22 protein-coding genes are annotated in these 18,593 nt (G+C 73.7%); 7 read left to right on the top strand and 15 right to left on the bottom strand.

What is annotated here, in order from left to right; genetic code table 11:
- Window positions 1-209: 209 nt before the first annotated feature.
- The 9 genes from ACQKM2_RS39465 to ACQKM2_RS39425 all read right to left on the bottom strand — a co-directional run bounded on the left by ACQKM2_RS39465 (window position 210) and on the right by ACQKM2_RS39425 (window position 7,433).
- The gene (locus ACQKM2_RS39465; protein ID WP_427718715.1) at window positions 210-467 is read right to left on the bottom strand and encodes a hypothetical protein; all 258 of its coding nucleotides are present in this window, start codon (window positions 465-467) and stop codon (window positions 210-212) included.
- Window positions 454-723, bottom strand: a complete 270-nt coding sequence (locus ACQKM2_RS39460) for a DUF6400 family protein (RefSeq protein ID WP_427718714.1) — start codon at window positions 721-723, stop codon at window positions 454-456. Before ACQKM2_RS39460 ends, ACQKM2_RS39465 begins: the two co-directional genes overlap by 14 nt.
- Window positions 724-837: 114 nt before the next feature.
- Window positions 838-1,137 (bottom strand): hypothetical protein, encoded by a 300-nt coding sequence (locus ACQKM2_RS39455; protein ID WP_427718711.1) that lies wholly within the window; start codon window positions 1,135-1,137, stop codon window positions 838-840.
- A 196-nt stretch (window positions 1,138-1,333) separates the two neighbouring features.
- Window positions 1,334-2,530, bottom strand: a complete 1,197-nt coding sequence (locus tag ACQKM2_RS39450; RefSeq protein WP_427718708.1) for an alpha/beta hydrolase family protein — start codon at window positions 2,528-2,530, stop codon at window positions 1,334-1,336.
- A gap of 380 nt (window positions 2,531-2,910) precedes the next feature.
- A complete protein-coding gene (locus ACQKM2_RS39445; RefSeq protein ID WP_427718706.1) occupies window positions 2,911-3,618 on the bottom strand; it encodes a hypothetical protein in 708 nt (235 codons plus the stop codon).
- 84 nt (window positions 3,619-3,702) lie between these two features.
- Window positions 3,703-4,305: a GTP-binding protein gene (locus tag ACQKM2_RS39440; RefSeq protein WP_427718703.1), complete on the bottom strand. Its 603-nt coding sequence runs from the start codon at window positions 4,303-4,305 to the stop codon at window positions 3,703-3,705.
- Window positions 4,292-4,705 (bottom strand): DUF742 domain-containing protein, encoded by a 414-nt coding sequence (locus ACQKM2_RS39435; RefSeq protein ID WP_427718701.1) that lies wholly within the window; start codon window positions 4,703-4,705, stop codon window positions 4,292-4,294. Before ACQKM2_RS39435 ends, ACQKM2_RS39440 begins: the two co-directional genes overlap by 14 nt.
- Window positions 4,663-5,067 (bottom strand): roadblock/LC7 domain-containing protein, encoded by a 405-nt coding sequence (locus ACQKM2_RS39430; protein WP_427718699.1) that lies wholly within the window; start codon window positions 5,065-5,067, stop codon window positions 4,663-4,665. Before ACQKM2_RS39430 ends, ACQKM2_RS39435 begins: the two co-directional genes overlap by 43 nt.
- Window positions 5,064-7,433, bottom strand: a complete 2,370-nt coding sequence (locus ACQKM2_RS39425; RefSeq protein ID WP_427718698.1) for a sensor histidine kinase — start codon at window positions 7,431-7,433, stop codon at window positions 5,064-5,066. Before ACQKM2_RS39425 ends, ACQKM2_RS39430 begins: the two co-directional genes overlap by 4 nt.
- A 245-nt stretch (window positions 7,434-7,678) precedes the next feature.
- Here ACQKM2_RS39425 and ACQKM2_RS39420 point away from each other — a divergent pair, with 245 nt between their 5' ends.
- Window positions 7,679-8,710: a sulfotransferase gene (locus ACQKM2_RS39420; RefSeq protein WP_427718695.1), complete on the top strand. Its 1,032-nt coding sequence runs from the start codon at window positions 7,679-7,681 to the stop codon at window positions 8,708-8,710.
- Between the two features lie 12 nt (window positions 8,711-8,722).
- On the opposite strand, the gene ACQKM2_RS39415 is transcribed toward ACQKM2_RS39420, so the two are convergent.
- Complete coding sequence (locus ACQKM2_RS39415; protein WP_427718692.1) at window positions 8,723-9,190, bottom strand: hypothetical protein; 468 nt, start codon at window positions 9,188-9,190, stop codon at window positions 8,723-8,725.
- A 125-nt stretch (window positions 9,191-9,315) separates the two neighbouring features.
- Window positions 9,316-9,918 carry a TIGR03086 family metal-binding protein gene (locus ACQKM2_RS39410; protein WP_427718689.1) on the bottom strand — a complete coding sequence of 201 codons (603 nt, stop codon included), beginning with the start codon at window positions 9,916-9,918 and terminating at the stop codon, window positions 9,316-9,318.
- Between the two features lie 270 nt (window positions 9,919-10,188).
- On the opposite strand from ACQKM2_RS39410, the gene ACQKM2_RS39405 reads away from it, so the two are divergent.
- The 3 genes from ACQKM2_RS39405 to ACQKM2_RS39395 all read left to right on the top strand — a co-directional run bounded on the left by ACQKM2_RS39405 (window position 10,189) and on the right by ACQKM2_RS39395 (window position 12,219).
- Window positions 10,189-10,953 (top strand): GNAT family N-acetyltransferase, encoded by a 765-nt coding sequence (locus tag ACQKM2_RS39405; RefSeq protein ID WP_427718687.1) that lies wholly within the window; start codon window positions 10,189-10,191, stop codon window positions 10,951-10,953.
- Window positions 10,954-11,046: 93 nt separating this feature from the next.
- The gene (infA, locus tag ACQKM2_RS39400) at window positions 11,047-11,271 is read left to right on the top strand and encodes a translation initiation factor IF-1 (RefSeq protein ID WP_362470986.1); all 225 of its coding nucleotides are present in this window, start codon (window positions 11,047-11,049) and stop codon (window positions 11,269-11,271) included.
- 171 nt (window positions 11,272-11,442) lie between these two features.
- On the top strand, window positions 11,443-12,219 hold the full coding sequence (locus ACQKM2_RS39395) for an NPP1 family protein (protein WP_427718685.1): 777 nt from the start codon (window positions 11,443-11,445) through the stop codon (window positions 12,217-12,219).
- A 3-nt stretch (window positions 12,220-12,222) separates the two neighbouring features.
- Here ACQKM2_RS39395 and ACQKM2_RS39390 read toward each other — a convergent pair whose 3' ends face one another.
- From ACQKM2_RS39390 to ACQKM2_RS39375, 4 genes are all read right to left on the bottom strand, one after another.
- A complete protein-coding gene (locus tag ACQKM2_RS39390; RefSeq protein WP_427718683.1) occupies window positions 12,223-12,726 on the bottom strand; it encodes a GNAT family N-acetyltransferase in 504 nt (167 codons plus the stop codon).
- Window positions 12,727-12,832: 106 nt separating this feature from the next.
- The gene (locus tag ACQKM2_RS39385; RefSeq protein WP_427718681.1) at window positions 12,833-13,267 is read right to left on the bottom strand and encodes an Rrf2 family transcriptional regulator; all 435 of its coding nucleotides are present in this window, start codon (window positions 13,265-13,267) and stop codon (window positions 12,833-12,835) included.
- A gap of 84 nt (window positions 13,268-13,351) precedes the next feature.
- The gene (locus ACQKM2_RS39380; RefSeq protein ID WP_427718679.1) at window positions 13,352-13,660 is read right to left on the bottom strand and encodes a putative quinol monooxygenase; all 309 of its coding nucleotides are present in this window, start codon (window positions 13,658-13,660) and stop codon (window positions 13,352-13,354) included.
- Between the two features lie 137 nt (window positions 13,661-13,797).
- The gene (locus ACQKM2_RS39375; protein ID WP_427718677.1) at window positions 13,798-14,664 is read right to left on the bottom strand and encodes a hypothetical protein; all 867 of its coding nucleotides are present in this window, start codon (window positions 14,662-14,664) and stop codon (window positions 13,798-13,800) included.
- Window positions 14,665-14,869: 205 nt separating this feature from the next.
- Between ACQKM2_RS39375 and ACQKM2_RS39370 the strand changes: the two genes are divergently transcribed.
- Genes ACQKM2_RS39370 through ACQKM2_RS39360 form a run of 3 tightly spaced genes read left to right on the top strand, consistent with a single transcriptional unit; the run spans window position 14,870 to window position 18,483 of the window.
- A complete protein-coding gene (locus tag ACQKM2_RS39370; RefSeq protein WP_427718674.1) occupies window positions 14,870-16,426 on the top strand; it encodes an alpha/beta fold hydrolase in 1,557 nt (518 codons plus the stop codon).
- A gap of 45 nt (window positions 16,427-16,471) precedes the next feature.
- Window positions 16,472-17,176: a response regulator transcription factor gene (locus tag ACQKM2_RS39365; RefSeq protein ID WP_427718671.1), complete on the top strand. Its 705-nt coding sequence runs from the start codon at window positions 16,472-16,474 to the stop codon at window positions 17,174-17,176.
- A complete protein-coding gene (locus ACQKM2_RS39360; protein WP_427718668.1) occupies window positions 17,176-18,483 on the top strand; it encodes a HAMP domain-containing sensor histidine kinase in 1,308 nt (435 codons plus the stop codon). The genes ACQKM2_RS39365 and ACQKM2_RS39360 overlap by 1 nt, the downstream gene beginning before the upstream one ends.
- Window positions 18,484-18,593: the final 110 nt, after the last annotated feature.

The raw sequence follows: 18,593 nt of genomic DNA, 5'->3' as shown, positions 1-18,593 counted from the left end.
CCGAAACACCTGCCAGGCCCGGCCGAACCGGCTACTAACCCGGACCGGATGTGACCTGGGTCCTGTGGGCCGCCTCACCGCCAGAGCCCCCCGATGTCACCCCGCGTGACCGGTCAGACCCTCTGTGGTGGGTGTCCCGCGTCACTTCCGGCCCCCGAATCGAAGGAAACGGGTGCGTCGAACGCGGCTTTCCGAGTCGCCAGCGGGCGTCAGAAGCCGGGCAGCGCTCCGAGCACCCGGTCCCACACAGACCGCGTCGCACCGAAACCGCTCTCGTGCACCCAGACGTGCGTGCACCCCGGGCACTGGAGGTGGAGCAGGCTGCCGGTGTTGGTCAGCAGGTAGCGCCAGTGCGTGGAGCAGGTGCGCCCCTGCCCGCAGGGGTCGCAGTCGCGCGTGTCCTCGCACCGGGGGCAGGCCACCCAGGCGCGGCGACCGGGGTCGGCCTGCGGATCAAGCGGAAGCAAGGCCGCCGCCCCTCGCGGGCAGCACGCCGGCCACGACCAGGTCGTCGTAGAGGCGCTGCTGCTCGGCATCGAGCCCGGAGTACAGCAGGTCGTACGCGGCCTCCTCGCCGAGGAGCACCTCGACGGGATCCCAGTCCGGACCGAGGGCGGCCATGACCTGGGCGCGCCGGAGCACTTCCTGGGAGGTCAGGTCGACCGTGAAGTCGGTCAGCTCGGAGGCGCCGGCGGAGGGCGTCGGGTCGTCATGGGGGGACATGGCATCGAAGTTAGGTAGCCCTTCGTTGCCGGGTCAAGGGAGGGTGCGCGGAGTCACAGGAAGGGTGAGGGCGGGGCCCGTACGCACAGGCCCCGCTGTTGCCCGGACCGCGCCCTATTCCGCGCCGCTGACGCCGGGGGCCACGAAGCGGCGGTGCAGCGGAAGGAAGGCCGTGTCCGGCTGCCCGGAAATCCCGGCCTTCTGTACGCCGCCGGCGAGCCGCTCGCCGAAGAACCGCTCGAAGTGCGCCTGGCTCTCCCAGACGTCGGTCACGTGCATCCGGCCCGCGTCGAACCACGCCGCGTGCAGGACCAGGCCCTCGGGGGGCTGCCCCTCCCAGTCCACCGTCTCGCTCACCGCGTCGTACTGCTCGGGGGTCACCCCGGCCCAGGTCAGTGACAGCACCACAGCCATCGTCTTCCGTCCCTCGCTGCCGTAGCCGACGGCCCGGGCTTCCGGGCCACCGCAATGGTCCCGGCCACGCCGTCCGAAATCAGCCCTCCGTGCGGGGCGTGCGGCAGCACGGCAGGGGGTGAGGCCCTGCCGAACGCGCTGGGCGGGGGCGGAGCCCGAGCGGGCTCCGCCGGACCGCCCGTGCGCGCCGGCGCGGTCAGCTGCGCTGGAAGACCACCTCGGGGTCGGCCGCCGTCGGCCCGTCCAGGCGCGGTGCGGGCAGGCCCTTGAGGTGGCGGTCGAAGAAGTCGCCGGTGTAGGCGCGGGTGATCCGCTGCGAGCGGTCGCCCGAGAGGGGGGTCTCCGGGTGCGGGGCGCCCGCGGCGTCGGCGAGGACGGGCCAGTCGGTGAATCCGGGGTGGCCCATGCCGGTGACGGTCAGCCAGCGCTTCCAGCCGTCCATCCGCGGCCAGGCATCGGCCCAGCTGGTGTCCTCGATCTCCGGCGGGGTCAGGGCCGGGTCACCGCCGAGCAGCAGGAACGGGCGCCCGCCGAGGCCGGTTTCGGGCAGCGGGGCGAAGAAGGTGCCGTCCATGTTCACGCCGGCGGCCACGCGCGGGTCGGCGGCCATGGCCGCGGCGGCGGAGGCGCCGCCGATCGAGTGGCCGGCCATGCCGATGTGCCGGGCGTCGATCAGCCGGGAGTGGCGCCAGGCGGGGCGGTCCCCGGTGAGCCGGTCCAGCAGGAACGTCACGTCGCGGGCCCGGGCTTCGGACACGCGGTGCAGCGAACGGTCGGGGAAGACCTGCTCGCAGGCCTTGCACCCGAGGAGCCTGCCGCCGGGGAAGACGGTGCCGTCGGACTCGTAGGCGTGGTCGAGGGCGGCGACCACGTAACCGCGCGAGGTCAGGTCCTCCGCGAGCGCGGTGAGGGAGGAGCGGGGCAGGGTGAATCCGGGCGAGAGGACGACGAGCGGGTACCGGCCGCCGCCGAGGCGCGGCAGCGCGCCCTCGCGGGCGTGGGTGCGGACGGCGGCGACCTGTTCGGCGGTGGCGTAGCGGCCGAGTTCGCCGCGGTCCGCGAGCAGGGCGCGCGCCTCGGCCACGGTCGTGTACGGGGCCGGGTGCCCGGTGCCGCGCACGGCGGGGTAGTAGAGGGAGACCAGCAGTTCGCGGTCGGCGGTCGGGACCCAGGGGTCCTTGCGCGCGGTGTCGACGAGGTGGAGGGTGTCGCGGCCGACGGCGAAGGCGCCGGTGGGGCGCGGCAGTTCGAGGCGTGCGGCGCCCGCGGGGGTTTCGGCCCGGCCGCCCGTCACGGCGGGCGCGGTGGTGGCGGCGGTGGCGGGCGCCTGGCCGCCGGCCAGCAGGAGTCCGGCTGCGGCGGTCGCCGCGAGCATACGGATGATCTTGGTCATGTTCACACCATAAAGATGTTAGGGAAGGCTCACCTAACCAAAATCTCCATCCGGACGCGGAATGGCCGGAATCCGCTGCCGGGAACCGGCCAGCCGCGCGCTAAGGCGGTCCGGCGGCCGCGAGCGGCAGCGCACAGGAAGCCGCTCGCGGTGACGAAGGCGTACACACCGGTGATCACGGTCGTGGCCACCGGGAGCATCAGCCCGGCGCCCACGCCCCGGAGTGCCCGCGCCGACACCAGGACCGCAGGCGGCCGAGGCGGCGGCGAGGAGCACGACGCCGAACCGGAAGGTGCTCATCAGTCCGAAGTCGACGGACCCCGCCGCCGGCCGGTCAACCGGGTGCCCGGAGAACTTCCCTGCCGCCCGGGGACGGACCCTCAGCCGCGCGGCTGCTGCTGCCAGGGCTGCTGGTACTGGCCCGGGTGCTGGTACGGGCCGGGCTGCTGCTGGTACTGCCCGGGCTGCTGGTACTGCGCCGGCTGCTGGTGCGCGGCCTGGGCCGGCCGGGCGCCGCGCAGCAGGGCGTCGAAGCGCGCGTACAGGTCGTGGGCCGTGTCCGGGGTCGGCGCGTACGCGGTCACGGATCCGTCGGTGAGCTGCACCGTGATCACGCTGCCGCCGCGGGGGTCGCTCTGGTGCCAGACCCCGGAGAGGGCCGTGGCGGGGACCCAGTCCCCCTCGGTGTCGGAGCCGCCGCTCCCCCAGCGGCGGCGCAGGGCCCGCCGGTAGCCGGGAATCAGCAGCAGGGGGAAGCTCACCACGACGAACAGGAAGAGGAAGACGCTCGCGAGCACCCCGCTGGTCCAGTGCAGCAGCGCGATGATCGCCCCGTAGCAGACCGAGGCGATCGCCACCATCAGGCAGGCCGTGACGGCGGCCTCCGGTGCCCCGTTCTTCTTGAGCAGGCTGTAGAGGCCTATCGACGCGAGCATCACCAGCAGGGTGACGCACCCGGCCCCTTCGCCGAAGAGCTTCTCGCCGAGGGAGTCCTCGCCCCCCTCTTTCCGGGCGGCGTAGCCGTGGTCATGGAACTGGACGGAGACGCGCCCGCCCGGCGTGGCGGTCACGCCATTGATCGTGTACATGGTGATCACGCTAGCGCCGCCGTCCACCCGGCCGGAAACCGCCCCCGGTCCGGCCCCCCGTCGGGTGCCGCGTACGGGGCGGTGTCAGACGCCGGCGGGTGCTCCGGCCCGGGCGATGACCACGTCGAGCAGGGCCAGCAGGGCGCCGCGGGCGTCCGTACGGGAGCGGGCGTCCAGCAGGAGGACGGGGGTGGCCGGGTCGCGCAGGTGCAGTGCGGCAGCGATCTCCTCGGCGGTGTAGGCCTGTTCGCCGTGGAAGCAGTTCGCGCCGACCACGAACGGCAGGCCCCGGCTCTCGAAGAAGTCGATCGCGGGGAAGCCGCGGTCCAGGCGCCGCGTGTCGACGAGCACGAGCGCGCCCAGGGCCCCGTTCAGCAGGTCGTCCCACATGAACCAGAACCGCTCCTGGCCGGGCGTGCCGAACAGGTAGAGGACGACCCCGGCGTCGGCGAGGGTGATCCGGCCGAAGTCCATCGCGACGGTGGTCAGCGTCTTGGACTCGATGCCGTCGAGGTCGTCGACGCCGACGCCCGCGCTGGTGAGGCGTTCCTCCGTGCGCAGCGGCTCGATCTCGGAGACCGCCTCGACCAGGGTCGTCTTGCCGACTCCGAACCCCCCGGCGATGAGGATCTTGACGGGGGCCGCCGCCCGGGCGGTGGAGTCGTCGGAAGGGTCATATCCGGGCAAGGTTGTCCCTGATTTTCATGAGCAGGTGGACGTTGGTGGTCTCGGCGCCCTCCAGGGGCGGCCGGTGGTGGATCAGTCCGCGGTCGGCGAGTTCGCCCAGCAGGAGCGTCATCGGGGTGAGGCGCATGTGCATGCGGGCGGCGATCTCGGCGACCGCCAGCCCGCCCGGCCGGGCGCACAGGGTGAGGACGGTCCGCCATTCGGTGGCCAGTCCGGTGTGGGCGCCGTCGGCGACGGCCGCCGCCTCGATGGTGGTGTCCATGGTGAGGACGGTCTGCGGGGCGGCGGCGGTACGGCCGTCGGTCAGCGCGTACAGCCGTGTCCGGCGGGGGCTTCGGCGCGGCGGCTGGTCGGGCATTACGGCGTCGGCGGGGTCGTGCGCTCGGGGGTTCCCAGCCATTCGCCGAGCGCCTGGGCGGTGCGTACGGCTTCGCCGCCCAGCTCACCGAGGCGCGCCTTGCGGGAGGTCACGACGATGAGCGTGCTGCCCTCCCCGCAGCCGACGACGCAGAGGTAGCGGTCGTCCATCTCCACGAGCTGGCGGATGACCCGGCCGCCGTCGATCTCCCGGGAGATCGCCTTCATGGTGGCGGCGATGCCGGAGGACGCGGCGGCGATGCGCTCCGCCTGGTCCCGCTCCAGCAGGTAGGCGCTGAGCTTTATCCCGTCGTTGGACAGGAGCACGGCTCCCTGGATGCCGGCGATCCTGCTCAGGTTGTTGTCCAGGATGCCGTAGATCATTTCGCTGGCTGTCGTTGTCATGTCTGGTCCGCTCCGAGCTCTGCTTCCACTTTCTTGGTCCCCTCTTCGTAGTCGGCCCAGGCGTCGGCCACCTCTTCGGGTGTCTCCGGGTCCCGGCCGGCCGCCGGTTCCGGGGCGCGCGGGCCCCGGAGCTGCCGGGTGAGGTGGGTCTGCGGGACGCGCTCGGGCAGGGCCGGCCGCGCGCCGGGCGCGGCTGCGGGCGCGGCTGCGGGGCGCGGCTGCGGTGCGGGCGCGACCGCGGGGGCCGGCGGAGCGTCGGCGACGGGCGCGGGAGCGGGCCCGGCCTCGGACGCGGGCCCGGCGGTGGGCGCGGCTGCGGCCTCGGGTACGGGAGTGCGTACGGGGCCGCGTACGGCGGCCGGGCGCGGGGTCCGCTCGGGCAGCGGCCTCGGCTGCGCCGGTCGCGGCGCCGGGGGCTTGGCCCCTGCGGGCAGCAGCAGCGCGCCCGGCAGGATGACCACGGCGGCCGTGCCCCCGTACACCGAGCGGCGCAGCGTGACGCGGGCCGCGAGCTGGTCGGCCAGGTGGCCGACGACGAAGAGGCCGAGCCGGTGCGCGTTCTCGGCGAGGACGGAGAACGGCGGCGCCGAGTGCAGGCGCTCGTTCATGGCCTCGTAGCCGGCGGCCGACACGCGCGGTCCGCGGTCCTCGATCTCGACCGAGAGGCCGTCGGCGACGAGTTCGGCGCGGACGACGACCTTGGACCGGGGCGGCGAGAACCGGGTGGCGTTGTCCAGCAGTTCCGCCAGCAGGTGGCTGATCTGGCTGATGACGTGCGGCCGTACGCTGGCCTCGTCCAGTGCCTGGCGTTCGATGCGCCGGAAGTCCTCGACCTCCGCGGCGGCCTCGCGCAGCAGGTCGGCGACGCGCATGGGTTCGGTGTGCGGGTCCGGGATCTCGCCGCCCGCGAGGATGAGCAGGTTCTCGATCTGTCGCCGCATCCCCACCGTCAGCTGGTCGGAGCGCATCAACTGGGCCAGGAGCGCCTCGTCGTTCCCGAAGGTGTCCTGGAGGTCCTCGGTCAGGCTGAGCTGGCGGCTGACGAGGTTCCCGGTGCGCGAGGCGATGCCCGAGGCGAACAGGCCGAAGCCGTGCCGCTCGGCGGCGAGTTGCCGGTGACCGTCGACGGACACGGCGACGACGCGGGCGAAGGCGTCGGCGATCTGCCCGACCTCGTCCTCGCGTCCGTGCACGGCCGGCAGTGCCTCCGTGTCGACGGGCTCGCCCCGCTGGAGCCGGGCCACCACCTCGGGCAGGGTCTCCTCGGCGATGGCGACCGTACGGGTGTGCAGGCGGCTGAGGCGGCGCAGCACCGACCGCGTGGTGAGGACGACGACCGCGGTGACCAGCAGCAGTGCGCCGCCGCTGGCCCCGACCAGCCAGTAGACCTCGGTCTGGAGCCCGGCGGCCTTGGCGTCGGCGTGCGCGAGCACGTTCTCGGCCCGGGCCGTGGTGAGTTCGGCCAGCCGGGGCGCGAAGGTGTGGTGCGCGGCGGGCCAGTCGCCGACGTCGGCGGGCAGTTTGACGCCGGTCGGGGTGTCCTTGTGGTTGGCGATGACGGCGTTCTCGACGCGGAGCTTGGTCTGCCAGGCGTCCGTGCCGGTGAGCTTGTCGTACGCCGCCAGTTCGGCGGGCGGCAGGTACGGCACGATCCAGGTGTCGTACAGGTAGCGGTGGGTGCCGACGGCGTCGAGGAACTGGGAGAAGCCGGTGGACGCCAGTTCGCGGGAGGGGCCCGCGAGCGTGAGGGCGGTGTCCTCGCGGGCGACCATCTCGGCGGCGGAGAACAGGGCCACGGCGGGCCTGCTCTCCTGGGCGAGTTCGGCGTCCTCGGCGTGGCTGAATTCGTCCTGGTAGGCGCGGATGATGTCGTCGATCACGCCGGTGTAGTAGCCGACGGCCTGTTCCGCGCTGCCGCTGTGCGCGTCCACGCGCTTGCGGTAGGAGGCGAGCAGGTCGAGGCGTCCGCTCACGGCGGCGAGGCGCCCCTCGCCCTGCCCGGGGTGGCCCGAGGTGCCGCTGCCGGCGATCTTGCGGAACTCCGCCGCGGCGCGGTCCGTCGCGGCCCGCCGCTCGCGCAGGGCTTCGTCGGCCACGGAGGATCCCGCCCACCGGGCGGCCGTCACCGCCCGCTCGGCCTGCAGCTCCGACATGAGGCCGACGAGCGGTACGCCGATCCGTTCGCCGGCCTCCACGTCGGCGCGCAGGTGCTCCGACTGGGCCAGCAACCGCTGGGCGGTCACGGTGACCTGGGCCCCCATGGCCACCGTCGGGACGACGGCCAGGCAGACCAGCATCGTGCGCAGGCGCACGGTGCGGCGGCGCCGGGCGGGGGGCGGCGGGGTTGGCGGTCCTTCGGGAGCCATCGCAGACATCGGTCCTCGGGAGCGGCGGAGACGGGGGCCTGGACGAGGGCAGGGGGGAACTGCCGACACGGCCCTGCGGGGTGGGGATGCCGATCATATCCAGCCAATCCGAATATGCGGAGACCTTACTTCCAGGCCCCTGCGTGGTAAGAGGGTCCGGCTGTCCGTCCGGCGGCATCGGCAGGCACCGGCGGGGGAAGGCTGGTCGCGATCGGTACGGGCCGTCGTCGGAGGAGTGGGACGGGATGCGCACGCTGACCTTTGTCGTGGGTACGGGCCGCAGCGGGTCGACCGCGCTGTCGGGGATCGTCAACGCGCATCCGGACGTGCTCAGTCTGAACGAGCTGCTGTCCTCGGTGCAGAGCCGGGGCTTCCCCGAAGGCCTTCTCACGGGCGAGGGGTTCTGGCGGCTGCTGGCCGACCCGAATCCGCTGTTCGAGCGGATGATCCGCAGCGGGGCGCCGATGCCGGAGTTCGTCTACACCCGCAGTCCGGGGCGCTTCTCGACCGGCACCACCGGCATCCCGGCGCTGTCCCTGATGGTGCTCCCGCACCTGACCGAGGACCCGGACGGCCTGTTCGACGAGTTGGCGAAGGAGGTGCGCGGCTGGCCGGCCCGTACGGCTCCCGGCCACTACGAGGCGCTGTTCGGCCTGCTGTGCGCGCGGTTCGGGTCCTCGGCGGTGGTGGAGCGGTCGGGGTATTCGTCGGACCGGGTGCCGCTGCTGCGCCGGGCGTTCCCGCGGGCACGCTTCGTGCACCTGTTCCGGGACGGGCCGGACTGCGCGCTGTCCATGAGCAGGCACGCGGGGTACCGGCTGATCTTCCTGATGCGGGAGATCCTGGCCCGGACGGGTGCCGAGCGCGTGGAGGAGCTGACCGGGGAACAGCTCCGGTCGCTGCCCCCGGAGCTGTCAGCGCTGCTGGCGGACCGCTTCGATCCCGCGCTGGTGCTGGACCGCGAGCTGCCGGTGGGTGGCTTCGCGGCCCTGTGGTCGGAGATCGTCGTGCGGGGCGTGGCGCACCTCGGCGGGGTTCCCGCGCCGATGCGCACCACGCTGGCCTACGAGGACCTGCTCGACCGGCCCCGCGAGGAGCTGGCGAGGCTGGCCGCCTTCATCGGCGTCGAGCCCCTCCCCCAGTGGCTCGACGCGGGTGCCGCGCGGCTGGACGCCGGCCGGCGGGGTGCCTCGCTGCGGCTGCCCCCGGCCGAACTGGCGGCGCTGCGGGAGGGGTGCGCCGCCGGCGAACGGGCCCTGGCGGAAGGCCGGGAGTAGGGGAGCCGGCGCTCAGCAGGCGACGGTGACCTCGTGGACGACGGGCCGGGCGGCCCAGGGGAACGAGGCCACGCCGAACGCGGCGCGGAGGGTCGACCCGCACGGGACGGAGACGGCCGGACCGCGCACGTCGAGGCCGGCCGCGGTGAAGACGACCGGCTTCGCCTGGGTGACGGGCGCGCCACCGCCGACGACCTCGGCGGACAGCGTCGTGAGCAGTTCCCTCGGTTCGGGCGCCGGGCCGCCCGGGGAGGGCGGGCCGGCGAGGCCGACCTTGCCGTGGACCACGACGGTGGTCCCGGTGACGTCGGCGCACACCCGGGTGTTCAGGCCCGCCTGGAGGCCCGGGCTGCCGCAGGAGGTGACGGTCTCGGTGGCGGACGCGGCCGCGGGGGCGGCGGCAAGGGCGGGGGCGGCGGTGAGAGCGGTCAGGGCGGTCAGGGCGGCGGCGCCGACCGCCGGAAGGGCCAAGCGGTTCACGGGGGTTCTCCTCGTCGTCATGGCGCGGTGCCCGCTCACGCGGACCCGCTGTATGTCATGTGATATTTCACATGACATACAAACGGATCATGACCAACGGCTGAACCGTTCCCGCCCACGGTGCGTCAGGAGGACTCCGAAGGCGTCCAGTCCGGGTCGCGACCGCTCAGCCCGACCGTCCGGTCCAGCAGCGGGGCGTCGTCCGGCACGGGCACGACGGGCCCGAAGATGCCCCCACCGCGGTCGTCCTCCTCGGCGGCGGCGAGCAGGAAGTCGTACGAGACCCCCAGCGCGGCCCGGTCGGGCGCGTAGTCCTGGCCGGTGGCGCGGGCCAGGTCCCAGCCGTGGACGACCAGTTCGTCGGCGGCCACGGCGGCGGCCACGGCACCGGGCAGGTCGACACCGCCCGCGCGGGTCATGCCGCTCCAGGCGGCCGGGTCCCGCCAGGCCTCGGCCAGTTCGCCGAGGAGCCTCGGCAGCCGCTCGCGCCAGTCGGCGGGCAGCCGGGGCGTAGCCGTACCCGGGGGCGTGTCGGTCGTGGGGCCGAGGTCCTTGCGGGCCGCGTCGCGGAAGGCCTCGGCCAGGCCCGCCAGATGGCCGAGCAGTTCGCCGACCGGGTAGTCGGGGCAGGGGGTCGGCCCGCCGAGCCGGGCGTCGGGGACACCAGCGACCAGGCCGGCGACGACGGCCGCCTGCGGTCCGAGGTCGAACCCCGTCGTGCTGTCCATGAGCCTCTCCCTCCGCGACGTACCGGGGTGCAGGCTAGACCCGGGCCGCGGCGGGAGCCGGCCGGACATGCCCGCCCGGAAATAAATCGGATGAGACGCGGAGCCGTCCGTTGCTAGGGTGCGGAACGCCGTGACAGGACTTGAGGAGGTGACACCCATGAAGGCTGTATCGAGGTGGGTGCTCCCCAACTTCCGTCACGGTGTGCGACTGACCTAGGTGTCGTCGTCGGGAGCGCCTTCACAACCAGGCACTCCCGAAAGGCGACAACCATGGACACCGTGATCATCAACCGGGTGGACGAGACCCGGTGGCAGGCCCTGGACGACGGCAGGATCGTCGGCCACGGCGATGTCTCGCAACGGCCCGACGGACGGCTCTTCATCAGCATCGACGTGTGGCGTGACGAGGCCTTCGGCCGGCTCGCCGCCGCCATCCTGGCGGACCTTCCGGCCCCTCTCCACACCCTGGTCGGCGAGGCCGACCTCGGCCTGAAGTCCCGCTGGGAGCGGGCCGGTTTCACGGCCGGGCGCCGCGAACGCGAGTACGTCCTGCCCACCGACCCGCGCGCGACCGGGCTCGACCCGACGCGGACACCTGCCGGCGTGCGGATCCTGCCCGGCACGGAGGCGGACGAAGGCCTGCTGCGCGCCCTGCACCGGGCGGTCCGCGAGGAGGCCGAGGCCGGTCCCGGATGGCGGACCATGCCGGCCGAGGTCCTGCCCCGCCCGGACGGGCCGGTGCCGCTGGACCCTTCGAGGTTCACGGTGGCGGTCCGCGACGGCGCGTACGCGGGGCTGGTGCGGGTGGCTCCGGTCCCCCGCCGCGCGCGGATCGGGCTGGTGGCCGTACGGGCCGGCGAGCACCGCCGGGGCATCGGCCGGGCGCTGCTGGCGCACGCGCTGGGCTCGCTGCACCGCTCCGGGACCGACTCGGCCTGGGCCGAGGTGGACGAGTCCAACACGGCCGCGATCGCGCTGTTCGAGGGCATCGGCGCCCGCAGGACCGGCGGCAACGTGGAGCTCGTGCATCACTGACGCCGCGCCGCCGCACCCGCGTTCCCATCCCCATCCCCATCCCCATCCCCATCCCCATCCCCATCCCCATCCCCATCCGAGAGACGAGTGACATTGGCAAGAACATCGAAGGGCCTGGAGATCGAGGGCACCGTCGTCGAGTGCCTGCGCAACGCCACCTTCAAGGTGGAGCTCCAGAACGGGCACCACGTGCTCGCCCACATCAGCGGCAAGATCAGGAAGAACTACATCAGGATCCTGCCGTTCGACCGGGTGCTCGTGGAAGTCAGCACCTATGACCTGACCCGCGGCCGCATCCTGTACCGCTACCGGACCTGATCGGCGGCGGACGTGTGCCCGGGGGCTCCCCCGGGCACACGCTCCGGCCGGTCCAAGAGGCGGCGTCATGACCCTTGTCGTGCCACCGGGGTTCGCCAATGATGCTTCCGGCGCGCCCGCCGGACCGGCCGGGCTCCGCGCCACGCCGAACCCGACCAGCCGGAGGCTGCTTTGCGGACGAGTCATCACATCCGGAACGTCCGGAGGGCATCGGTCGCCGTCGGCGCCGCCCTGGCACTGGTGGTCGCCGTGCCGCAGGTGGCCTTCGCGGCTCCGCCCCCGGCCCTGCCCGTGAACGCCGAGGCCGTCGAGCTGACCTTCCAGCCCGCGTACGACTACGACACGGACGGCTGCTACCCGACGCCCGCCATAGGCCCGACCGGCGTCCTGAACGGCGGTCTGAACCCCACCGGCGCGCTGAACGGGAACTGCCGCGACGCCTCCGACCTCGCCAACACCAACGGCTATTCCCGTGCCACCTGCAACAACGGCTGGTGTGCCGTGGCGTACGCGCTGTACTTCGAGAAGGACCAGGCCATCCCGGGCATCAGCCTCGGCGGACACCGCCACGACTGGGAGCACGTGGTGGTGTGGATCCAGGGCGGCGAGGCGAAGTACGTCTCGACCTCCGCCCACGGCGACTTCAACACGTACCCCCGCGACCAGATCCGCTGGGACGGCACCCACCCCAAGATCGTCTACCACAAGGACGGTGTCGGCACGCACTGCTTCCGCCCGGCCAACGGCAACGACGAACCGCCCGAGAACCACCGGGGCACCTGGCAGTTCCCGGCGCTCGTCGGCTGGTCCGGCTACCCCGCGACGCTCCGGGACAAGCTGAGCCAGGCGGACTTCGGCAGCGCGCACTTCGGCCTGAAGGACGGCGCCTTCGCCTCGCACCTCGCGAAGGCCAAGCCGGCGGGCATCCCCTTCGACCCGAACCAGTAGCGGTCAGCGGGAGGCGAAGTCCTCCCGGTCCAGGGCGAAGACGGTGCAGGGGCGGTCCAGGACGGTGTCCTCGCGCAGGCGCGCGAAGCCGAGGCGCGAGGCCACCGCGGTGGAGGCGGTGTTGCCGTGATGGATCATGGCGGTGATCCGCTGGAGCCCCAGCGTCCCGAAGCCCCACGCGAGCACCGCCCCGGCCGCTTCGGTGGCGTAGCCGCGCCCCCAGTGGGCGCGGGCGAAGGTCCAGCCGATCTCGGTCTCGTCGAACTGCTCCCACCAGTTGAGGCCGGTGCGCCCGATCGGCTCGCCGGTGGCGCGCAGTTCGACGGCGCACAGCCCGTGGCCGCGCCGCTCCCACTGGTCCTGGATCGCGCGCAGGCGGGCCGCGGCCTGTTCCGGTGTGTAGCCGCCGACGAACCGGTTGACCTCCTCGTCGGCGTGGAGGCCGACCCACCAGTCGGCGTCGGCTTCGGTGAGCGGGCGCAGTCGGAGGCGCTCTGTGGTGATCACTTGCGTACGGTCCTTCATCTCGACGGGATGTAACAGAATTGGTTACGACAGCGGCCGTGAGGAAGGCCGGCCCCAGCGGGACCGGCCGTTGCGGGACACGGGTCGCTCAGCTTCCGGGAACCGTCGCCCTCGCCACATCGGCGACGGTGACGGCCGCCAGTTCGGCCTTCATCGCCTCCTCCGCCCGGTCGTAGACCTCGCGGAGGACGGCGGGGATGCCCCGCGCGACGGGGCATTCCCGGTTGGGCGGCGAGGAGTGCAGGGGGATCAGCGGCTCGGGCTCGACCGCGAGGTGGACGTCCCTCAGCGTGATTGATTCCGGAGCGCGGGCCAGCCGCCAGCCCGCGCCCTGCCCTCGCCGCGACTCCACCAGCCCGGCGTCACGCAGGCTCCCGAGGGTGCGGCGGATGACGACGGGGTTGGTGTTGACGCTGGCGGCGATCTGCTCGGAGGTCACGATGCCGTCGGGCCGCCGGGGGCAGACCCGTGCCATCCAGGTCAGCGTGTGCGTGGCCACCGTCATCCGGCTGCTCGCACTCATGGAACCTCCCGCCGTCCGGACGCGCACACCCTGTGTCGTAACCAATTCTGTTACTACACAGGGGTGCGTGTCCAGCCATCCAGGTCAGCGGATGCTCTGGTGGTCCACGATGTCGCAGTCGGTGTAGGCGGTCGGCCTGGTCATCAGCGCGGAGAGCGCCTGGGCCAGCTCGTTGGTCTCGGGCGCGCCGCTGTTCGCCATGGCCGCCTCGTGGGACTCGAACTGCACCACCGCGAGGTACCGGTTGGGGTTGGCGCGGTCCTGGAGCAGGGTGCGGGCGACCGGCGTGCCCGCGCGCCCCTGCGAGCGGGCCTGCTCCTCGTAGGAGCGCAGCAGCTCGCGCACCTCGTCGATGCGTTCCGTCTCGAAGTCGATGATCTGCGCGAACTTCATGGTTCCGGCTCCTCCGTGGTGCGGGGCCGCGCCCTCGGCGGGCGGGTCTGCGCACAGCAAACACCCTCACGGGCGGCGCACCCGGGTCACACGCTCGGCCGCGCGGCGATTCCACGAGATCGGGCTCAGGAGCGGGTTCAGCTCCCCGTCGGGGACGGCGCCGGAGGGTTGAGGACGCCTTCCGGGGGGCCCAGGGTGACGGGGGCGGCCGGCTTGAAGGTGTGCATGACCCGCACCTGGACGTCGGTGCCGCTGATGTGCGTGAGCTTCATGGTCGCCTCGTACCAGGTGATCCGCTTCTGCTCGTCCAGGCGCAGGTCCACGACGACCTCCTGCGGACGGTGGTCCGGGAAGGCGCCCTCCAGGATCTCGTAACTGCCTTTGGGCATGGACACGTGGCTCATGGAGAGGTGCAGTTCGCGCCCGTCGGGCCCGGAGCGGGTCAGGTCGTTCGGACCCGATTCGGGGATGAAGGCCGCCAGCAGCCGTGCGGTCATCAGGGGGTTCGCCGCGCGCGCCCGCTCGGCCACGACGTTCCACTCGTCGCCCCTCCTGTCGAGCTGCCCCTGCGACCTGGCCACCCAGGCCGGCTTGCCCGTCCGGTCGTCGACCGCCTTCCAGTACCGGACGTACATGTGCCCGCCCGTGTACCGGGCGGCGTCGGTGTGCCCGTCCTCCGTGAACTCCATGTGCAGCGACCCGCCCACGGCGGCCTCCGCCGCGTCCCCCCGGTACCGGCCGGTACCGGGTATCGGGCTCGGGGAGCCGCCGAGGAGGTTCTTCGGCGGGGTGAGCAGCACTTCGGACTCCAGGCCCGGGGACTCCAGCAGGGCCAGGCCGGCGGCGCGCACGGTGTCCATGTCCTTGACCTGTTCCGCCGTCAGGCAGAACTTGACGCCCTTGGGCATCTTGCAAGTGGACTCGTAGGAGCAGCCGGTGAGCGTGGTGAGCGCCAGGACGGCCGCCGCCGCCCACGCCGAACGCCGGAAGAACGCAGCAGGCATGTGTTGTGTCAGGTCCCCGTGTGTGGTCGATCCGGGGACGCCGAAGCAGCCCGGTCCCCCGGCCAGGCCCCGCCAGGCTACCCGTTCTTACACGTCTTTGCCGTCGCTCTGCCGCGGCCCTGAAACGCGCCCGGCACAGTCGTGTCCACGGCGGGGCGCAGTACGGCGCACCGGCCGACGGACGACGGCGGGAGTGGACGTGGGCATGACGGCAACGGCTGTGCTGCGACGGGCGGGACTGGCGGCGGGGGCGGCGGCGCTGCTGTTCTCCACGCTGCCGGCGGTGACGGCCACGGCGGCGGGCGGGCCGGCCCGCCCGGAGTGGTGCCCCACCGTCGAGGGGCACCGGGTGGACTGCGGCTCGATGACCCGCCCCCTGGTGAGCGGCCGTCCCGGACTCGGCACGGTCGACGTGGCCTACGCGGTCGTCCGCCACCGCTCCCCCGGGCCCGCCAAAGGGACGGTCGCCGTCAACCCCGGCGGCCCCGGCGAGGTGGCCGTCGAACGCGCGCCGGTCTTCGCCGGGGTGCTCGAAGACCTGCTCGGCGACCACGACCTGCTGCTGGTCGACCCCCGGGGCACCGGCAAGTCCCAGCGGATGCCCTGCGGGGTGACCGACGCCGAGTACCGCTTCGGCACCCGTGAGCAGCAGCGCGACGCCGTCACCCGCTGCGCCGCGAACCTCGGGCCGCGCGCCCGGGGCTACACCACGGCCGCCACCGCCGACGACCTCGACGCGGTCCGCGCGCGGCTCGGCGTGGACGAACTCACCCTGTACGGCCTGTCGTACGGCACCTACCTGATGCCGGTCTACGCCTCCCGCCACCCCGGGCACGTCCGGGACATCGTGCTGTCCGGGGCGTACCCGCTCGCCTTCGACCCGCTGAACCGGCCCGGGGCGCAGGCCGTCTCGCTGTCGCTGCGCCGGATCTGCGAGCGCAGCGCGGGCCGTCCCGAGGCGCAGGGCAGGCCCGCCTGCGACGGCGACAAGGCCGTACGGGACCTGGCGGCCACCGCCGCCGCCCTGCGCGAGCGGCCGGTCGACGTGGACATCCCGCTGGAGGGCGCGGCGCCGTTCCGGATGCATCTGACGGAGGGCAAGCTCGCCAACCTCGTCTACGAGGGGGCGAGCCGGGAGGTCGGCGCGGATCCGGGCGCGCCCTCGCTGCTCGGCGGTCTGCCGCACGCCCTGGACCGCTTCACCGCCGGGGACACCGGGCCGCTGCTGGACCTGGTGCGCGCGGAGGGCTCCACCGGTTCCGCCGAGGACCAGGCCCCGTACATCGCCGTGGTCTGCAACGACTACCGCAAGCCGTGGAAGGCCGAGTCCTCGCTGCCCGAGCGGTGGCGCCAGTACCGCGACGCGCTCGCCGGGGCGGCGAACCGGCCCGGCGCGTTCGGCGCGTTCGGCGCGGCCGGCTATCTGGAGGGCCCCACCGACGGCGGTGACGTCTGCATCGGCTGGCCGCGCGAGAACACCGCCGGGCCCCAGCCCACTCACCCGCGGATGCCGGACGTGCCCGTCCTGGTGCTCTCCGGCGACCTCGACGCCAACACCCCCGACGCGAACGGACGGCAGGCCGCCCGGCAGTTCCGCGACAGCCGGTTCGTCTCGGTCCGCAACACCGGGCACGTGCCGGAGATGGAGCACAGCGGCTGCGTCGTGGACCTCGCGACCCGGTTCGTCCGTACCGGCCGCACCGGGGACACCGGCTGCGTGAACACCATCGAGCCGATCGCCGTGACCCCGGTCCGGCGCTGACGGGCCGCCGCCGTGACCACTCCCACCACCCGCGATGATGATCACATGACTGACGCGATCACGGCGCACCGCCGCACGGTGCTGGTCGTCGAGGACGATCCGGGCGTACGCAGCACCCTGGACCAGCTGCTGCGCTTCGAGGGGTACCGCGTGGTGCAGGCGGCCGACGGGATCCAGGGCCTGGCGGCGCTGGACCGGGAGGAACCGGACCTGGCCCTGGTGGACGTGGTCATGCCCGGACTGGACGGGCTGTCGCTGTGCCGGACGCTGCGCCGGCGCGGCGACCGGCTGCCCGTCCTGGTGCTGACCGCCCGCGACCAGGTCGGCGACCGGGTGGCCGGTCTGGACGCGGGCGCGGACGACTACCTCGCCAAGCCCTTCGCCACGGAGGAACTCCTCGCCCGCATCCGGGCGTTGCTGCGACGCACCGAGCCCGGGGCGGCCGCCTCCGGGGTGTTCGCCGCCGGTGACCTGGTGCTGGACCCGGCCGCCCGCAGCGCCGCCCGGGGAGAGCGGGTCCTGGACCTGACGAAGACGGAGTTCGACGTCCTGGAGCTGCTCCTGGCACACCAGGGCACGGTATTGACGCGCAGTCAGATCTACGAGCGCATCTGGGGCTTCGACTTCGACACCACCTCGCGCTCCCTCGACGTCTACATCGGCTACCTGCGCCGCAAGACCGAGGAGGGCGGGGCGCCGCGGATCGTGCACACCGTGCGCAACGTCGGGTACACGGTGCGGCCGGCCTGATGCTCCGTACGAAGATCACGCTGGTGGTCGTCGCGGCCGCGGGCCTCGCGATGCTGTTCGCCGCCTTCACGTCCTACCGGGGCATCGGTCTCCTCGTCGGGGACGAGCTCGAACGCGGCCTGGAGGACCGGGCCGGGGCCGTGGTCGCCCTGCTCGACGCGGGACGCACCCCGCCCGCCCGGCCCGGCACGACCGAGCAGGTCCTCCTCGCCGACGGGAGCGTCCATCCCGGCCCCGGTCCCCGCCTGCCGGTGTCGGAGGCGGCCGAGCGGGTGGCCCGTACGGGCGCGGGCAGCAGCCGGGAGGACGTGGTCGTGGAGGGCACGGAGTACGGGATCCTCACCCTCCCGCTGCCGGCCGGCGGAGCGGTCATGGTGGCGCAGAGCTACCGCGGTGCCGAAGCCCTCGACCGGGGGTTCACGTGGCGGATCACCTGGACCACGGCCGCCGCCACCGCGGTGGCCGCGCTCCTGAGCTGGTGGGTCCTGGGCCGGATCCTGCGGCCCGTGAACCGCCTGGTCAGCGCCACCCACCGGATCAGCACCACCCAGGACCTGACCGCCGACCTGCCGCCCGCCGGGCGTGACGAGATCGGGCGGCTCACCCGCAGCTTCGAGGCCATGCTGGACGCGCTGCGCCGCTCCCGCGCCCAGCAGCGCCAGCTGGTCGAGGACGCCGGGCACGAGCTGCGCACCCCGCTGACCTCGGTACGCGGCAGCGCCGAACTGCTCCAGCGGGCCCGGGGGCGGCTCGCGCCCGAGGACGAGGAGCAGATCCTGGCGACCCTGGTCCGCGAGACGGTCGCCCTGGACGACCTGGTCCGCGAGGTCGTCGAGCTGGCCACCGACCGCCACACCGGGGAGCGGCCCGAGGCGGTCGACCTGGCGGAGGCGGCCGAGGACGCCGCCCACCGCTGCCGCCGGCGCACGGGCCGCCCCGTCACGGTCGAGGCGGCGCGGGGCGGAACCGCGTACGCCCGGCCGCGCGCGGTGCAGCGGTGCCTGGACAACCTGCTGAGCAACGCCGTGAAGTTCAGCCCGCCCGGCAGCCCGGTCCTGGTCCGGGTCGACGGGCCGCGGGTCCAGGTCCACGACCGGGGGCCGGGGATCCCGGCGGGCCAGGAACGGGCCGTCTTCGACCGCTTCCACCGGGGGCCCGGCACCCAGGGCACGCCGGGGTCCGGACTGGGCCTGGCCATCGTCCACGAGCTCGTCTCGGCCGACGGGGGCTCCGTGTTCGCCCGTACGGCCGACGGCGGCGGAGCGGTCGTGGGCCTGCGCCTGCCGGCCCGGGCGCCGGAGGCCTGAACCGCCGCGGGCCCGCCCGGCCGGGCCGGGGTGTCGGGCTCGTACTTGGCGCGGCGGCGGTCGATCTCGTCCCGCAGCCCCGAGACCAGCCGCATCCGGTCACCGGACGA

It is taken from the genome of Streptomyces sp. NPDC004126, assembly GCF_050275515.1.
GTDB lineage: Bacteria > Actinomycetota > Actinomycetes > Streptomycetales > Streptomycetaceae > Streptomyces.
The sequence above is the reverse complement of the archived record's forward strand: the minus strand, read 5'-3'. Positions and strand labels throughout refer to the sequence as shown.

Excerpts from the sequence above, each read along its gene's own strand:
- ACQKM2_RS39460 (WP_427718714.1), bottom strand. The coding sequence starts at position 723 with ATGTCCCCCCATGACGACCCGACGCCCTCCGCCGGCGCCTCCGAGCTG.
- ACQKM2_RS39455 (WP_427718711.1), bottom strand. The coding sequence starts at position 1,137 with ATGGCTGTGGTGCTGTCACTGACCTGGGCCGGGGTGACCCCCGAGCAG.
- ACQKM2_RS39450 (WP_427718708.1), bottom strand. The coding sequence starts at position 2,530 with ATGACCAAGATCATCCGTATGCTCGCGGCGACCGCCGCAGCCGGACTC.
- ACQKM2_RS39445 (WP_427718706.1), bottom strand. The coding sequence starts at position 3,618 with ATGTACACGATCAATGGCGTGACCGCCACGCCGGGCGGGCGCGTCTCC.
- ACQKM2_RS39435 (WP_427718701.1), bottom strand. The coding sequence starts at position 4,705 with ATGGCTGGGAACCCCCGAGCGCACGACCCCGCCGACGCCGTAATGCCC.
- ACQKM2_RS39430 (WP_427718699.1), bottom strand. The coding sequence starts at position 5,067 with ATGACAACGACAGCCAGCGAAATGATCTACGGCATCCTGGACAACAAC.
- ACQKM2_RS39425 (WP_427718698.1), bottom strand. The coding sequence starts at position 7,433 with ATGGCTCCCGAAGGACCGCCAACCCCGCCGCCCCCCGCCCGGCGCCGC.
- ACQKM2_RS39420 (WP_427718695.1), top strand. The coding sequence starts at position 7,679 with ATGCGCACGCTGACCTTTGTCGTGGGTACGGGCCGCAGCGGGTCGACC.
- ACQKM2_RS39410 (WP_427718689.1), bottom strand. The coding sequence starts at position 9,918 with ATGGACAGCACGACGGGGTTCGACCTCGGACCGCAGGCGGCCGTCGTC.
- ACQKM2_RS39405 (WP_427718687.1), top strand. The coding sequence starts at position 10,189 with ATGGACACCGTGATCATCAACCGGGTGGACGAGACCCGGTGGCAGGCC.
- ACQKM2_RS39385 (WP_427718681.1), bottom strand. The coding sequence starts at position 13,267 with ATGAGTGCGAGCAGCCGGATGACGGTGGCCACGCACACGCTGACCTGG.
- ACQKM2_RS39380 (WP_427718679.1), bottom strand. The coding sequence starts at position 13,660 with ATGAAGTTCGCGCAGATCATCGACTTCGAGACGGAACGCATCGACGAG.
- ACQKM2_RS39375 (WP_427718677.1), bottom strand. The coding sequence starts at position 14,664 with ATGCCTGCTGCGTTCTTCCGGCGTTCGGCGTGGGCGGCGGCGGCCGTC.
- ACQKM2_RS39370 (WP_427718674.1), top strand. The coding sequence starts at position 14,870 with ATGACGGCAACGGCTGTGCTGCGACGGGCGGGACTGGCGGCGGGGGCG.
- ACQKM2_RS39365 (WP_427718671.1), top strand. The coding sequence starts at position 16,472 with ATGACTGACGCGATCACGGCGCACCGCCGCACGGTGCTGGTCGTCGAG.
- ACQKM2_RS39360 (WP_427718668.1), top strand. The coding sequence starts at position 17,176 with ATGCTCCGTACGAAGATCACGCTGGTGGTCGTCGCGGCCGCGGGCCTC.